We start from the raw sequence: 17,340 nt of genomic DNA, 5'->3' as shown, positions 1-17,340 counted from the left end.
CGTGCTCAAGGTCGAGCGGGTCGGCCTGAGCGACAACTTCTTTGAGCTGGGCGGCGATTCGATTGTCTCCATCCAGGTGGTCAGCCGCGCCCGTCAGACGGGCATCCGCTTTACCCCCAAGGACTTGTTCCAGCACCAGACCGTGCAGACGCTGGCGAGCGTTGCCCAGACCGGTGGACAGGCGCCTGCCATCGATCAGGCGCCGAGCGAGGGGTCGACGCAGCTGGTGCCGATCCAGCAGGCGTTTTTCGCCGAGGCGATTCCCGAGCGGCACCACTACAACCAGTCGGTGCTGCTGAAACCGGCCAGCCCGTTGCAAGCGTCCGTGGTGGAGCAGGCCTTGCAGGTGTTGGTGCTGCACCACGACGCCTTGCGTTTGTCCTTCCGTGAAACCGCCGAAGGGTGGCGCGCCGAGCACCGTGAGGTGGCGGCGCAACAACAGGCTTGGGCGAACAACGGTTTGCTGTGGCAGCGTGACGTGGCCGATGCCAGCGCGCTGGAAACCCTCGCCAATCAGGCCCAGCGCAGCCTCGACCTGGACGCCGGGCCGCTGTTGCGCGGCGTCCTGGCGACCTTGGCCGATGGCAGCCAGCGCCTGTTGCTGGTGGTTCATCACCTAGCGGTGGACGGTGTGTCGTGGCGGATCCTGTTTGACGACCTGCAAACCGCCTACCAGCAGTTGCTCGCCGGCCAAGCGCTGCAATTGCCGGCCAAGACCAGCTCGGTCAAGGCCTTTGCCGAGCAGTTGCAAGCCCACGCTCGCAGCGCGCAACTGCAGCAGCAATTGGCCTACTGGCAAGGGTTACTGCACGACGCACCGACCGACCTGCCGTGCCTCGATCCCGAGGCGATCGGGCAAAACCGCGAGGCCGTCACCGTTCACACACGGCTGGACGCGCACTTGACCCGGCAGTTGCTGCAAGAGGCGCCAGCGGCCTATCGCACCCAGGTCAATGACCTGTTGCTCACGGCCCTGGCCCGAGTAATCTGCCGCTGGACCGGCCACGACAGCCTGTTGCTCCAGCTCGAAGGCCATGGCCGCGAAGAGCTGTTCGCCAACGTCGACCTGACCCGCACGGTGGGGTGGTTCACCAGCCTGTTCCCGGTGCGGTTGTCGCCGACCGTGGAACTGGCGGACTCGATCAAGTCGATCAAGCAAGGGCTGCGGACGATTCCCGACAAAGGCGTGGGCTTCGGTGCGCTGCGTTACCTGGGTGACGACGCCAGTCGGGCGGCCCTGGAAGCCTTGCCGGTGCCGCGCATCACCTTCAACTACCTCGGCCAGTTCGACGGCAGTTTCGATCAGGACCAAGGCGCTTTGTTCAGCCCGGCCAGCGAAAGCGCCGGCGACGAGCAAAGCCCGCTGACCACCCTGGGCAACTGGCTGACGCTCAACGGCCAGGTGTTCGATGGTGCGCTGCGGTTGGGCTGGACGTTCAGTTCGCAACAGTTCGAGCCGGCGACCATCCAGCGGTTGGCCGACGAGTACGCCCGTGAGCTGGCGCTGTTGATCGCCCATTGCTGCGACCCGACGAGCCAAGGCATGACGCCGGCGGACTTCCCCCTGGCCGGCCTGACCCAAGCGCAACTCGATGGCCTGGCGCTGTCGGCGCGCGGGGTGGAAGACCTTTACCCACTGGCGCCGATGCAGCAGGGCATGTTGTTCCACAGCCTGTACGAAGCGGGCAGCAGCCAGTACATCAACCAGATGCGCCTGGACATCGAAGGCCTCGACCCACGGCGTTTCGAGGCGGCCTGGCAAGCGGCGGTCGATGCCCATGACAGCCTGCGCAGCAGTTTTATCTGGCAGGGCAGCGAGCGGCCGGTGCAAGTGGTGCACAAGCAGGTGCGCGTGCCGTTCACCTCCCTGGACTGGAGCGCCCGTGCCGATGTCACCCAGGCCCTGGCCGAACGGGCGGACGCCGAGCGCGAGCAGGGCTTCGACCTGGCCTGCGCGCCGTTGCTGCGCCTGGTGCTGGTGCGCACCGCTGAGCGGCGTTATCACCTGATCTACACCCATCACCACATCCTGATGGACGGCTGGAGCAACTCGCAGTTGCTCGGCGAGGTGCTGCAACGCTATGACGGCCAGGCCCTGCCGCGCCCAGCCGGGCGTTATCGGGACTACATCGCCTGGCTGCAAGGCCGCGACGCCCAGGCCAGCGAAAGCTTCTGGCTGGCGCAATTGCAAAGCCTGGAGGCGCCGACCCGTCTGGCCGAGACCCGTTTCGCGCCGCAGCAACCGGCGTTGGAAAGCAGCCACGCCAGCCACTATCACGACCTGACGCCCCAGCAGACCCAACGCCTGAGCGAGTTCGCCCGCCAGCAGAAAGTCACCCTCAACACCGTCGTCCAGGCGACCTGGCTGTTGTTGCTGCAGCACTACACCGGGCACGCCACCGTGGCCTTCGGCGCCACCGTGTCGGGCCGCCCGAGCGAGCTCAAGGGCGTTGAGCAGCAGATCGGCCTGTTCATCAACACCTTGCCGGTCATCGCCAGCCCGCGTCCGGAGCAAGCGCTGAGCGCACTGCTGCAACAGATCCAGGGCCAGAACGTGGCCTTGCGCGAGCACGAGCACACGCCGCTGTTCGAGATCCAGCGCTGGGCCGGGCAGGGCGGTGACGGTTTGTTCGACACCTTGCTGGTGTTCGAAAACTACCCCGTGTCCCAGGCCCTGCAAGAGCAGGCGCCCTCGGGCTTGAGCTTCGGCAGCGTGGCCAGCCAGGAACAGACTAATTTCCCGTTGACCCTGGCCGTCAATCTAACTGACATCCTGAGCCTGCACTTCACCTATGCCCATGCTGCTTTCCCTACACACACCGTCGAGCACCTGGCTGAGCAGGTGGCACACGTGCTCGCGCAGATGGTGAGCCTGCCGGCCGGCGGTTGCGTGGGCGACATCCAACGGCTGGATGAGGTGACCCGTGACAGGCTGCTGCACGACTGGAACGCAACCTCGGTGGTGGAACCGCCTCGGCGCCCGGTCCATCAATGGATCGAGGCCCAGGCCCGCAGTACCCCCGACGCGGTCGCCGTGGTCAGCGAGCAGGAGACGCTCACCTACGCCCAGCTCAATGCCCGGGCCAATCGCCTGGCCCATGGCTTGATCGAACGCGGCATCGGCCCCGACGTGCTGGTGGGCCTGGCGCTGTCGCGCAGCGTGCAGATGGTCGTCGGCTTGCTGGCGGTGCTCAAGGCCGGTGGTGCCTACGTGCCGCTGGACCCGACTTATCCGCGCGATCGCCTGGCGTACATGGTCGAGGACAGCGGCATCGCTTTGCTGCTCACTGAAACCGATGGGCTGCCGCTGTTCGGCGACGCAGCCGTGGCCGCGCTGCTGTTGGATCAGCCCGACCAATGGCTGGCCGGCTACAGCGAGCGCGACCCTGGCGTGGCCATCGACGGCGAGAACCTCGCTTACGTGATCTACACCTCCGGCTCCACCGGCAAGCCCAAGGGCGTGACCCTTCGCCATGCCGGCCTGAGCAACCACATGGCGTGGATGCAAGATTGTTTGAAACTGACCGCCGATGACCGCGTCCTGCAAAAAACCGCGATCAGTTTCGATGCGTCGGTCTGGGAGTTCTGGCTGCCGTTGATGAGCGGCGCGCAACTGGTGCTCGCCAGCCCGCACCTGAACCTCGACCTGACCAGCCTCTGGGCCGACGTGGCGCGGTGGCGCATCAGCGTGCTGCAAATGGCGCCCTCGCTGTTGCAGGCCTTGCTGCCACTGGCGACCCGCGAGCAACTGGCCTCCCTGCGCCTGCTGCTGTGCGGCGGCGAGGCCTTGAGCACGCACCTGTCACGCCAGGTCATGGCGCTGTTCGAGGGCGAGTTGCGCAACCTCTATGGCCCGACCGAAGCGACCATCGACACCAGCAGCCATGCCGTGGTGCGCGGCAGCGAAGACGACGCCGAGCGGATCATCGCCATCGGTCGCCCCATCGATAACGTGCGCACCTACGTGCTGGACGCGGCGTTGCAGCCTTGCGCCGTGGGCGCCGTGGGCGAGTTGCACATCGCCGGTGATTCCCTGGCCCGTGGTTATCACCAACGACCGGCACTGAGCGCCGAGCGCTTCATTCCCGACCCGTTCGCGTCAGTCGCGGGCGGTCGCCTGTATCGCACCGGGGACCTGGCGCGTTATGGCGCGGACGGGGTGATCGAGTACCTCGGCCGGATCGACCATCAAGTGAAGATCCGTGGCTTGCGTATCGAGCTGGGGGAAATCGAAGCGCGCCTGCAGGCCGATGCCGATGTACGCGATGCGGTGGTGCTGGCGCGAGACGACGTGAGTGGACCGAACCTGGTGGCTTACCTGGTCGGCCAGGACAGCACGTTCGACAGCCCTCTTGACCAGGCCAGCCTGAGCGACCGGCTCAAGGCGCGACTGGCAGCCCAGGTGCCGGACTTCATGGTGCCGACCCATTGGGTCTTCCTCGACCGCTTGCCGCTGACCCCCAACGGCAAGCTCGATCGCAAGGCCTTGCCGGTACCGGACACCCGTGCCCTGCACTCGGCTTACCTCGCACCGCAGAGCGACCTCGAATGCCGGGTCGCGGCCATCTGGCAAGACGTGCTCAAGGTCGAGCAGGTCGGGCTGGGCGACGACTTCTTCGAGCTGGGCGGGCATTCGCTGCTGGTGGTGAGCGCGGTCTCGCGCCTGCAACTGGAACTGGGCCTGACCTTGACCCCGCAACTGATTTTCCAATTCCCGGTACTCGGCGCGTTCGTGGCGCAACTCGAGCCTGCCGGCGAACCCATGAGTACGTCGAAATTGAGCAAGCTTGAAGCGCTGCTCGATGAATTTGAGGAGGTTTGATGGACACCGCTGTCGCACAACGTATTGCCAGGCGCTTCATAACGCTGCCGCTGGAAAAACGTCGCTTGTACTTGCAGAAGATGCTCGAAGAGAACGTTTCCCCGGCGAACCTGCCCATTGCGCCCGTCAGTGCCGAGTTCGACACGTTGTCGCTGTCGTTTGCCCAGGAACGCCAATGGTTCCTGTGGCAGTTGGACCCCGAGAGCGCGGCCTACCACATGCCCACGGCCCTGCGCTTGCGTGGGCCGCTGGACATCGCTGCGCTGGAGCAGAGTTTCACGGCGTTGGTGGCGCGTCACGAGAGCCTGCGCACCACCTTCCAGACCCAGGGCGAGCAGGTCGTGCAGCAAGTGCATGCGGCGGCGCCGGTGCGTTTGCAGGCAGACACGTTGGAACAACGGCCGGACGAAACCCAACTGCGCCAGTTGATCGAAGCCGAAACCCGCCAGCTCTTCGACCTGCAACAGGGGCCGTTGCTGCGCACGCGCCTGCTGCGGTTGGCGGCGGATGACCATGTGCTGATCGTGACCTTGCACCACATCGTTGCCGATGGCTGGTCGATGCAGGTGATGGTCGAGGAACTGGTCAACGGCTATGCCGCTTTCAGCCAGGGCCACGCGCCGCAACTGCCGCCGCTGCCGATCCAGTACGCCGACTACGCCATCTGGCAGCGGCACTGGATGGAAGCGGGCGAGCGTGAACGCCAGTTGGAATACTGGACCGCACGCTTGGGTGGCCAGCAACCGGTGCTTGAACTGCCCACCGATTTCCCCCGTCCGACGGTGATGAGCTATCGCGGCGCGCGGCTGGAACTTGCCATCGATGTGGTACTGGCCGGCGACCTCAAGCACATGGCCCAGCGCGAAGGCGTCAGCCTGTTCATGCTTCTGCTGGCCTCGTTCCAGGCGCTGTTGCATCGCTACAGCGGCCAGCACGATATCCGCGTCGGCGTGCCGACGGCCAACCGTAACCGGGTCGAGACCGAGCGCCTGATCGGCTTTTTCGTCAATACCCAAGTGCAGGGCAGCGATGTCCAGAGCCAGGATTCGTTTGGTGCCCTGCTGCAACAAGTGAAGCAGACAGCCCTGGGCGCCCAGGCGCACCAAGAGCTGCCGTTTGAACAACTGGTCGAGGCGTTGCAGCCTGAGCGCAACCTGAGCCACAGCCCGCTGTTCCAGGTGATGTTCAACCACCGGACCCAAGGCCCGGCGGGCGAGGGGCCAGTCGGTGCGTTGAAAGTCGAGGGGCTGCGCTGGGATTCGCACACGGCGCAATTCGACCTGACCCTGGAAACCGTGGAGCACGGCGAAGGGCTCTCGGCGGCGCTGATCTATGCCACCGACCTGTTTGGCGCCGAGACGATCGCGCGCATGGCCGGGCATTGGCAGAACCTGTTGCGGGCAATCGTGGCCGACCCGACGCAGCGCATCGGTGAACTGCCGTTGCTCGACGCGGCCGAACGCCAGGCCCAGCTCGACGACGGCCAGCGCACCGCGGCGCCGACGCCCGAGGCGGGGTTTGTCCATCAATTATTCGAAGTACAAGCGGCGCGTACCCCGGACGCCCCGGCGTTGGTGATCGACGGCGAACGCTGGAGCTACGGCCAACTCAATGCCCGGGCCAATCAACTGGCGGGGAAACTGCAGAGCCTTGGCGTGGGCCCCGATGTCCTGGTTGGCATTGCCGTGGAGCGCAGCGCGCACATGCTGGTGGGCCTGCTGGCGATCCTCAAGGCCGGCGGCGCCTACCTGCCGCTGGACCCGGCGTTCCCCCAGGACCGCCTGGCGTACATGATCGAAGACAGTGGCATCGAGCTGCTGCTGACCCAAAGCTCATTACTCAACCAGCTACCGCTGCCCTGTGGGAGCGAGCTTGCTCGCGATAACGGTGGTTCAGTCAATGATGATGTCGGGTGTGCCGACGCTATCGCGAGCAAGCTCGCTCCCACAGGGGCCGGGGTTGGTGTTAAGACATTGGTGTTGGACCAGGACGGTGACTGGCTCGACGGTTATGCCTGCGAGGCGCCCGCGACGCATCTGGACGCGGAGCACCTGGCCTACGCGATCTACACCTCCGGCTCCACCGGCAAGCCCAAGGGCGTGATGGTGCGCCACGGCGCGCTGACCAATTTCGTCGCGAGCATGGCCAAGGCGCCGGGCATGACGGCCCAGGACCGGGCGTTGTCGCTGACCACGTTCTCGTTCGATATTTTCGGCCTGGAAATCTACGTGCCGCTGATGGTCGGCGCGTGCATCGTGCTGACCGGCCAACACGTCGCCCAGGACCCGTACGCGGTGTTGGCGCTGATCGCGGCGGAGCAGGTCAACGTGGTGCAAGCCACGCCGTCGACCTGGCGCATGTTGCTGGACAACGAGCACGCCCAGGGTTTGCGCGGCTGCAAATGCCTGTGCGGCGGCGAGGCGCTGCCCCGGGAACTGGCCGTGCGCATGCTCACCCTTGGCGGTGAGGTGTGGAACCTCTACGGCCCGACGGAAACCACCATCTGGTCGGCCTTGCACCCGTTGCAAACCCAGGCGTCGCAACCGTGGCTGGGCGGGCCCATCGACAACACCACGCTGTACATCGTCGGCGCCGATCTGATACCGGTGCCCTATGGCGTGGCCGGCGAATTGCTGATCGGCGGCCAGGGCCTGGCCCGGGGTTATTTCCAGCGTCCGGCGCTGACCGCGGAACGTTTCGTACCCCATCCGTTTGTCGCCGGCGAGCGCCTGTATCGCACCGGTGACCTGGCGCGCCAGCGTGCCGACGGCATCCTCGAATACCTCGGGCGCATCGATCATCAGGTGAAGATCCGCGGGTTCCGCATCGAACTGGGGGAAATCGAAGCGCGCCTGCTGGAACAGGACTGCGTGCGCGAAGCGGTGGTGCTGGCCCAGGACGCGCCGGGCGGCCAGGCGTTGGTGGCGTACATCGTTCCAACCGTCGAGCTGAATGACCTGGACACCGCCGCCCAGAGCGACCTGCGTGACAGCCTTACCGCAGGGCTCAAGGTCAATCTGCCCGACTACATGGTGCCGGCCCACGTGGTGCTGTTGCCGCGCTTCCCGCTGACGCCCAACGGCAAGCTGGATCGCAAGCAGTTGCCCAAGCCCGATGCCAGCCAGTGGCAGAAAACCTATGTCGCGCCGCAGACTCCCGTGCAGCAGGCGGTGGCGGCGATCTGGGCCGATATCCTCAAGGTCCGGCGGGTGGGCCTGGACGACAACTTCTTCGAACTGGGCGGCCATTCCCTGCTGGCCACCCAGGTGATGTCGCGGATTCGCCAGCAACTGAATGTCCAGGTGCCGCTTCGCCTGTTGTTCGCCCACAACAGCTTGCGAGCATTTGTCGAGGCCCTGGGCGCGGCGTCGGTGAATGATGAGCCGAGCATCCCCCGTATTCCTCGCGACCAGCCGCTGGCGCTCTCGTTCGCCCAGCAACGGCAGTGGTTCCTCTGGCAACTGGAACCCACCAGCAGCGCCTATCACATTCCCGCAGCGCTGCGTTTGCGCGGGCCCCTTGACCGTGCCGCGCTGCAACAGAGTTTCGATGCACTGGTGGCGCGGCACGAGAGCCTGCGGACCCGCTTCATGCTCGACAACGAGCGTCCCCTGCAAGTGATCGACGAGCCGGCGCCGCTGGCCCTGACGGTCGAATCGGTGCAAGCCGGTATCGATGAACAGGCCTTGCGCGGCTTGATCGAAGCCGAAACTCGACGACTGTTCGATTTGCAGCGCGGTCCGTTGCTGCGGGTCAAGCTGTTGCGACTGGGGACTGATGACCATGTGCTGATCCTGACCCAGCACCACATCGTGTCCGATGCCTGGTCGATGCAGATCATGGTCGACGACCTGCTGCAGTTGTACGCGGGTTTCAGCCTGGGCCAGCCCGTGACGCTGGTGTCGCTGCCGATCCAGTACGCCGACTACGGCCACTGGCAGCGGCAATGGCTGGCGGCGGGGGAGCAGCAGCGTCAACTCGACTACTGGATCGAACAGTTGGGCGGCGAGCAACCGATTCTCGAACTGCCGACCGACCATCCGCGCCCGGCCCAGCAAAGCTATCGGGGCGCGCGGCTGCCCATCGTCATCGAACCGGCCCTGGCCGAAGGCCTCAAGCGCCTGGCCCAGCAGCACAACAGCACGCTGTTCATGCTCTTGCTCGCCGGTTTCCAGACCTTGCTGCACCGCTACAGCGGCCAGGACGACATTCGCGTCGGCGTGCCGATCGCCAACCGTAACCGGGTGGAAACCGAGCGCCTGCTGGGCTTCTTCGTCAACACCCAGGTGCTCAAGGCCGACATCGACGGCAACCTGCGGTTCGACCAGTTGCTCGATCAGGTCAAGCAACGCGCACTGGGCGCCCAGGCCCATCAGGACTTGCCGTTCGAGCAATTGGTGGAGCGGCTGGAACCAGCGCGCAACCTGAGCCACACGCCGCTGTTCCAGGTGATGTTCAACCATGCCAGCGAGGCCCGCCGGAATCTGTCGGCGTTGCCGGGCCTGAACCTGGAGCAACTGACCTGGGACTCAGGCACCGCGCAGTTCGACCTGACCCTGGACACATTCGAATACGCCGATGGCCTCAGCGCCGCGTTGACCTATGCCAGCGACCTGTTCGAACCGGGCACCATCGCCCGCCTGGGCGAGCACTGGCTGAACCTGTTGCGCGCCATCGTCGCCAACCCGACCCAGCGCATCGCCGAACTGCCGATGCTGGATGGGGCACAGCGGCGCTTGATCGTCGAGGACTGGAATCGCACCTACGCCGACTACCCGAACCATATTCCGGTGCATCAGTTGATCGAAGCCCAGGTCGAGCGCGACCCGCACGCCGAGGCACTGGTGTTCGAAGGGCAATCGCTGAGCTATGCCCAGCTCAACGCCCGCGCCAACCAGTTGGCCCACGCCTTGATCGCCCGCGGCATCGGCCCGGATGTGCTGGTGGGCATCTCGGTGCAGCGCAGCGTGGACATGGTCGTCGGCCTGCTGGCGATCCTCAAGGCCGGCGGCGCCTACGTGCCGCTGGACCCGGAGTACCCGCCGGAGCGCCTGGCCTACATGATCGAGGACAGTGGCATCGAGCTGCTGCTGACCCAAAGCTCATTGCTCAACCAACTACCGCTGTCCTGTGGGAGCGAGCTTGCTCGCGATGGCGGTGGTTCAGTCAATAGTGATGTTGAAGGTGAGGGCCTTATCGCGAGCAAGCTCGCTCCCACAGGGGGCGGTGTCACCCCCTTGGTGCTGGATGGGGACGACGCCTGGCTGCGGGACAATCCCACCGACAATCCGTCCTCCCGGGTCATCGCCGAGAACCTGGCGTATGTGATCTACACCTCCGGCTCCACCGGCAAGCCCAAGGGCGCCGGCAACAGCCATGGCGCGCTGACCAACCGCTTGTGCTGGATGCAACAGGCCTATGGCCTGGAGGCCGGCGACAGCGTCTTGCAGAAGACCCCGTTCAGTTTCGACGTGTCGGTCTGGGAGTTCTTCTGGCCGCTAATGACGGGCGTGCGCCTGGTCGTCGCGGCACCGGGCGATCATCGCGATCCGCAGAAGCTGGTCAGCCTGATCGAATGGGAAAGCATCACCACCTTGCATTTCGTGCCGTCGATGCTGCAAGCGTTCGTGCTCGACGCCAATGTCAGCCGCTGCACCAGTCTGACCCGCATCGTTTGCAGCGGTGAAGCCCTGCCGGTGGATGCCCAGCAGCAGGTGTTCGCCAAGTTGCCCAATGCCCGGCTGTATAACCTGTACGGTCCGACCGAAGCGGCCATCGATGTGACCCATTGGACCTGCCGCGACGAAGGGCGCGATGCGGTGCCGATTGGCGAGCCGATTGCCAACCTGCTGACCTACATCCTCGACGATGAGCTGAACCCGGTGCCGAGCGGCGTCAACGGCGAGCTGTACCTCAGCGGCCAGGGCCTGGCCCGCGGTTATCACCGTCGTCCCGAACTGACCGCCGAGCGTTTCGTCGCCAGTCCGTTCGTGGCCGGCGAGCGGCTATACCGCACTGGCGACCTGGCGCGCTATCGCCCGGACGGGGTGATCGACTACATCGGCCGGATCGACCATCAGGTGAAGGTCCGCGGGTTCCGTATCGAATTGGGCGAGATTGAAGCGCGCCTGCTTGAACATGAGACGGTGCGCGAAGCGGTGGTGGTGGCCCAGGACAGCCGCAGCGGCAAGGTGCTGAGCGGCTACGTGGTCGCCCAGGCCGCTGCAACCGGCGACTGGACGCTGCTGCGCGAGACGCTCCTGGCCCATTTGCGCCTGAACCTGCCGGAGCATATGGTGCCGACGCACCTGACCCGCCTGGAACACATGCCACTGAGCCCGAACGGCAAACTCGACCGCAAGGCGTTGCCGGCGCCGGACCTGGCCGAACGCCAAGAAGCATTCACGGCACCGGTCAACGCCATCGAGCGGGCGCTGGTGGAGATCTGGCAAGGGGTGCTCGGCGTCGAGCGGGTGGGCACAGCCGACAACTTCTTCGCCCTGGGCGGCGACTCGATCAACTCGATCCAGGTGGTCAGCCGGGCGCGTGCCCAAGGCATCGGCCTGGCTCCCAAGGACCTGTTCCTGCACCAGACCATCCAGGCCCTGGCGCGGGTCGCCACGGTGGCCGATGAGGCGGTGATCGACCAGGGACCGGTCACCGGCGACAGCTTGCTGGTGCCAATGCAGCACTGGTTTTTCGCCAGCGATATCCCGCACCGCGATCACTGGAACCAATCGGTCCTGCTGACCCCGCGCGAACCCTTGGAGATCGCCCCTCTGCAACAGGCCCTCCAGCAGGTGGTGGCCCATCATGATGCCCTGCGCCTGCGGTTCACCCAGGCCGACGATGGCCGCTGGCACGCCAGCCATCAGGCCGTGGATGAGCAACCGCTGGAGATCTGGCAGCGCACCGCCCAGGACGCCGCCGAGATCGTCGCCATCGCCGACCAGGCGCAACGCAGCCTCGACCTGCAACACGGCCCATTGCTGCGCTGCAGCCTGATCGCGGTGCAGGACGGCAGTTCGCGCCTGCACCTGGCGATTCATCACCTGGTCATGGACGGCGTGTCGTGGCGGGTGCTGCTAGAAGACCTGCAGAACGTCTATCGCCAACTGCGGGCGAACCAGACGCCGGCCTTGCCGGGCAAGTCCACGGCGTTCAAGGCCTGGGCCGCTCAGTTGCAGGATTACGCCCACAGCGAAACCCTGAACAAGGAATTGGATTATTGGGTCGGGCAATTGGATCAGCCTCTGCCACCGTTGCCACGGGCCCGGCCCGAAGGCAGCCAGGCCGCGGCCCATGGCCGTTCGGTGAGCACACGCCTGGACGCCACCCAGACCCAGCGTTTGCTCAAGCAAGCGCCGACGGCCTATCGCACACAGGTCAACGATTTGCTGCTCAGCGCCCTGGCGCAAGTGGTCTGCCAATGGACCGGGCAACCGGCCTGCCTGGTGCAGCTCGAAGGCCATGGCCGCGAAGAGCTGTTCGATGGCATCGACCTGAGTCGCACCGTCGGTTGGTTCACCAGCCTGTTCCCGGTGTTGCTGACACCGGCCAGCGACCCCGCCGAGTCGATCAAGCGGATCAAGGAACAGCTGCGCGCGGTGCCGAACAAGGGCCTGGGCTACGGCGTCCTGCGCTACCTCGGCGCCGAAGCGGTCCAACAGCGGCTGGCAAAACTGCCGCCAGCGCGCATCACCTTCAACTACCTGGGGCAATTCGACCAGAGCTTCGATGAGCAGGCGCTGTTCGTGCCAAGTGAGGAGGGCAGTGGCGCAGGGCACGGCGATGACGTGGAACTTGGCAACTGGCTGACCATCGACGGCCGTATCTTCAACGGCCAGTTGTCCCTCGACTGGACCTTCAGTGGCGATGTCTTCGACGAGGCCACGCTCCAGCAATTGGCCGATGCCTACGCCGTGGCGTTGCAGCGCCTGATCGACCACTGCTGCACCGACGGGCACCAGGGCCTGACACCTTCCGACTTCCCGCTGGCGCGCTTGAGCCAGTCGCAACTCAACGGCTTGCCGGTGCCGGTGGCGCAGGTGGAGGACATCTATCCGCTGTCGCCAATGCAGGACGGCATGCTGTTCCACACCCTGGCCGACGACAGCTCCGGCTTGTACATCAATCAGATCAGCCTGCCGGTGCACGGCCTGGACACCGAGCGTTTCGCCCGGGCCTGGACCGCGGTGATCGAGCGCGAGGACATCCTGCGCACCAGTTTCCACTGGCAGGATGGCTTGAGCGTGCCGGTGCAAATCGTCCATCGCCAGGTTGAATTGCCGTTGCAGATCGAAGACTGGCGTGGACAGGACATCAGCGAGCAGGCGATCAGCGCCCGGGCGACCGCCGATTACCTGGCCGGTTTCGACTTGGGCCGCGCGCCCTTGCAACGGGTGCTGTTGCTGCGCCTGGAAGACGACCGCTACCAGATGATCTGGACCTGTCATCACATCCTCATGGATGGCTGGAGCAGTTCACGGTTGTTCGGTGAGGTGTTGCAGTTCTACGCCCATGGGCAGGTGCCCAGCCGCAATGGTCGCTACCGCGAGTTCATCGAATGGCTGCAACACCAGGACCAGGGTGCGTTGGAGCGCTTCTGGCGCAGCCGCCTCGATACGTTGGAACAGGCGACTTCCCTCAACCAGGCGATGTTCCCGCGGCATGTCGCGGCATTGCCGGGGCACGAGGCGCTGTATTCGCGCTGGGACGCGGCGCAGACCGCACGCCTGCAACAGGCCTGCCGCGCCATGCAGATCACCCCCAATACCTTGATCCAAGGGGCGTGGCTGCTGTTATTGCAACGCTTCACCGGGCAAAACACCGTGGTCTTTGGCGCCACCGTCGCCGGGCGTCCGGCGGGGCTGGTCAACGCCGACAACATCCTTGGCCTGTTCATCAACACCTTGCCGGTGATCCAGACCCTGGACGCCGAGCAGCCGCTGGATCAATGGCTGCAGCAGTTGCAGGCCTACAACCTGGACATCCGTGAGCATTCCCATGCGCCGCTGGCGGACATCCAGCGCTGGTCGGGCCTGGGCGGGCAGGGCTTGTTCGACAGCATCATCGTGTTCGAGAACTACCCCATCGACGAACGCCTGGGCGACCAGCAGGACACCGGCCTGAGTTTCGGCGAGTCGCGCAATCATGACGTGACCAACTTCCCGATGGACCTGGCGGTCAACCTGGGCGAAACGCTGTCCATCGAGTACCTGTTCCTGCGCAACGCCTTCAGCGTCGAAGCGGTGGAGCGCATCCGCCGGACCCTGGAAGACACCCTGGAAGCGATGATCCAGGCGCCCCACGTGTGCCTGGGCAACCTGCAGCGCTTGTCGCTGGAGCAGTGGCAGGCCTTCGAGCAATGGAGCGCGGCGCCGAACGGCTGCTATCAGCCGCAGTTGCTGCCGGAACTGATTGGCCGGCATGCCCAGTCGCGTCCGCAGGCCACGGCGCTGGTGTGTGGCGACGACTCGCTGGACTATGGCGAATTGGAGCGTCGGGCCAACCGCCTGGCCCACCGTTTGATCGAACTCGGCGCCGGCCCGGAAGTGGTGGTCGGCGTGGCCCTGGAGCGTTCGGTGGACATGGTCGTGGCGCTGCTGGCGGTGATGAAAAGCGGCTCGGCGTATGTGCCGCTGGACATCGATTACCCACCCGAGCGCCTGGCGTTCATGATCGAAGATTCGGCCATGGCGCTGTTGCTGACCCACAGCCGGGTGCAGGGGCGCCTGCCTGATCTCGACGGTACGGCGCACCTGGCCATCGACGGTTTCGACAGCCGTGGCTACAGCGACCTGCCGCCGCACAGCGGCTTGCTGGGTGGCAACCTGGCCTACCTGATCTACACCTCCGGCTCCACCGGCCGACCCAAAGGCGTCGCCGTGGCGCACGGGCCGATGAGCATGCATTGCCAGGCCATCGCCGGGCTGTATGACATGGACGAACACACCCGCGAACTGCATTTCATGTCGTTCGCCTTCGACGGCGCCCATGAGCGCTGGCTGAGCACGCTATTGAGCGGCGGCACCCTGGTGATTCGCGACGGCGCGCTGTGGACGCCGGAGCAGACCTTCGACGCCTTGCACCGCCACGGCATCACCATCGCCTGCTTCCCGCCGGCCTACCTCAAGCAACTGGCCGAATACGCCGCCCACAGCCAACTGGCGCCACCGCCAGTGCGGGTGTACTGCTTCGGCGGTGACGCGGTGCCGGACCAGACCTTCGAGCAGGTGAAGGCGGCGCTGCGTCCGCAATGCTTCACCAACGGCTATGGTCCGACGGAAACCGTGGTCACGCCCATGCTGTGGAAGGTGCCGGCCAGCGAACGTTGCGAAGCCGCCTACGCGCCGATCGGGCGGGCGGTGGGCGAGCGCGCCTTGTATGTCCTGGACGACAACCTCAACCCGTTGCCGCCGGGCATTGCCGGCGAGTTGTACATCGGTGGTGCGGGGATCGCCCGTGGTTATCACCGTCGTGCGGACCTGAGCGCCGAGCGCTTCGTGCCGGACCCGTTCGGCCAGCCGGGCGATCGCCTGTACCGCAGCGGCGACCTGGTGCGCCAGCGTGTCGACGGGGTGCTCGATTACGTCGGGCGTATCGACCACCAGATCAAGGTGCGAGGTTTCCGCATCGAACTGGGGGAAATCGAAGCCAGCTTGCGACAGTTGGACGACGTCAGCGATGCGTTGGTGATCGCCCGCGACAGTGCCTCGGGCAAGCAACTGATCGGCTACGTGGTCACCCCCGAGGGCGTGGCCATCGGCGATCGGCTCAAGGCCGAGCTGCGGGCGCAATTGCCGGATTACATGGTGCCGGCCCAGGTCATCTGCCTGGAGGCGTTGCCGGTCACGCCGAACGGCAAGCTCGACCGCCAGGCGCTGCCAGAGCCGGAATTCAAGGGCGCCGAGTATGTGCCTGGGCGCAACCGCGATGAGCAGCTGTTGGCCGAGGTCTGGGCCGAGGTGTTGCAGGTCGAGCGGGTGGGCATCACCGACAACTTCTTCGAGTTGGGCGGTGACTCGATCCTCAGCCTGCAAGTGGTTTCGCGGGTGCGCAACCATGGGGAGCTGAAGATGGAACTCAAGCTGCGGGACCTGATGCGCGGCCAGACCATCGAGGCGATTTTCGACCAGCGTTCGAACACGCTTGCCGTGACGGTCGAGGATGTGACCCAGGTGGCGGCCGAAGGGCAGTTCAACCTGATTCCGATCCAGCAATGGTGGTTCGACCAGCGCATGAGCGAACCCCATCACTACAACCAGGCGTTGATGCTGCGAGCCCGCCAGGGGTTGAACCTGACGGCGCTGGAGTTGGCGTTGCGCGGCATGATGCAGCAGCACGACGCCTTGCGCCTGCGCTTCAGTGAGGTGGGCGGGCGTCACCTGCAACATTACCAGGCGTTGGAAGAGATGCAGGCGCAGTGGGCCAGCGAACCTTTGCTGTGGCAGCACGCCGTGGCCGATGAAGCCGAGCTGGAGTTGTACGCCGAACAGGTGCAACGCAGCCTCGATGTGCACAACGGGCCGGTGTGGCGCACGGCTCACGTGACCTTGGGCAGTGGTGAAATCCGCGTGCTGATGGTCATTCATCACCTGGTCATCGACACCGTGTCGTGGCGTTTGCTCCTGCAGGATCTGCAGACGGCTTATACGGCCTACAGCGACGGCCAGACGCCGAACCTGCCGATTCGCACCAGCAGTTACCGGGCCTGGGCCGAGGGCTTGCAAGCCTATGCACGGGATTATCCGGCGCAGGAAAAAGCCTGGTGGCTGGAGCAGATCGACCAGCCGGGCAGCGAGTTGCCGTGTGACAACCTGCGGGGCAAGAACCAGGTGCAGTACCAGTCGGTCGCGCATTTGAGCCTGTCGGAGCAGCACACCCAGCAATTGCTCAAACAGGTGCCGGCGGTCTACCAGACGCAGATCAACGACGTGTTGCTGGCGGCGTTGAGTCGGGTGTTGTGCCGCTGGAGCCAGCAGCCTTCGGTGCTGATCCAGCTGGAGGGGCATGGTCGCGAGGACTTGGTCAAGGACATCGACCTGAGCCGCAGCCTCGGCTGGTTCACCAGCATGTTCCCGGTGCGCCTGGCCCCGAGCCCTGAAGCCGATATCGGCACGTCGGTGCGAGCGGTGCAACGGCAGTTGGCTGCCGTGCCGAACAAGGGGTTGGGTTATGGCGTGTTGCGCTACATGAGCGGCGAGCCGATGGCCGCCACCCTGGGCCGCGCCCCCCAGGCACGGGTGACGTTCAACTACCTGGGGCAGTTCGACCAGAGCTTCGACGACAAGGCATTGCTGGTGCCGGCGGCCGAAAGCTACGGCAGTTGCTACAGCCCCCATGCCGCGTTGGGCAACTGGCTGGAAGTGGTGGGGCAGGTGTACGACGGGCGCCTGGCGCTGCGCTGCATCTTCAGCACCCGCCGCTACCGTGCCGAGACCGTCGAGGGATTGATGCGCGCGTACCAGGAGGAACTGGAAGCGTTGATCGAGCACTGCGTGGCGCAGGCTGCCTAA

2 protein-coding genes (1 of these 2 cut by a window edge) are annotated in these 17,340 nt (G+C 65.4%); both read left to right on the top strand.

Going from position 1 to position 17,340, the window contains the following annotated elements:
• On the top strand, positions 1 to 4,822 hold the 3' portion of the coding sequence (locus AC515T_RS19745; protein WP_496529693.1) for an amino acid adenylation domain-containing protein. 6,266 nt of this gene lie to the left of the window's left edge; only the last 4,822 of its 11,088 coding nucleotides appear in the window; its start codon lies beyond the left edge, outside the window; it ends in the stop codon at positions 4,820 to 4,822.
• A complete protein-coding gene (locus tag AC515T_RS19740) occupies positions 4,822 to 17,340 on the top strand; it encodes a non-ribosomal peptide synthase/polyketide synthase (RefSeq protein ID WP_496529692.1) in 12,519 nt (4,172 codons plus the stop codon). Before AC515T_RS19745 ends, AC515T_RS19740 begins: the two co-directional genes overlap by 1 nt.

It is taken from the genome of Pseudomonas sp. FSO-7 (assembly GCF_059579345.1).
This window is presented reverse-complemented; position numbering and strand designations above follow the sequence as displayed.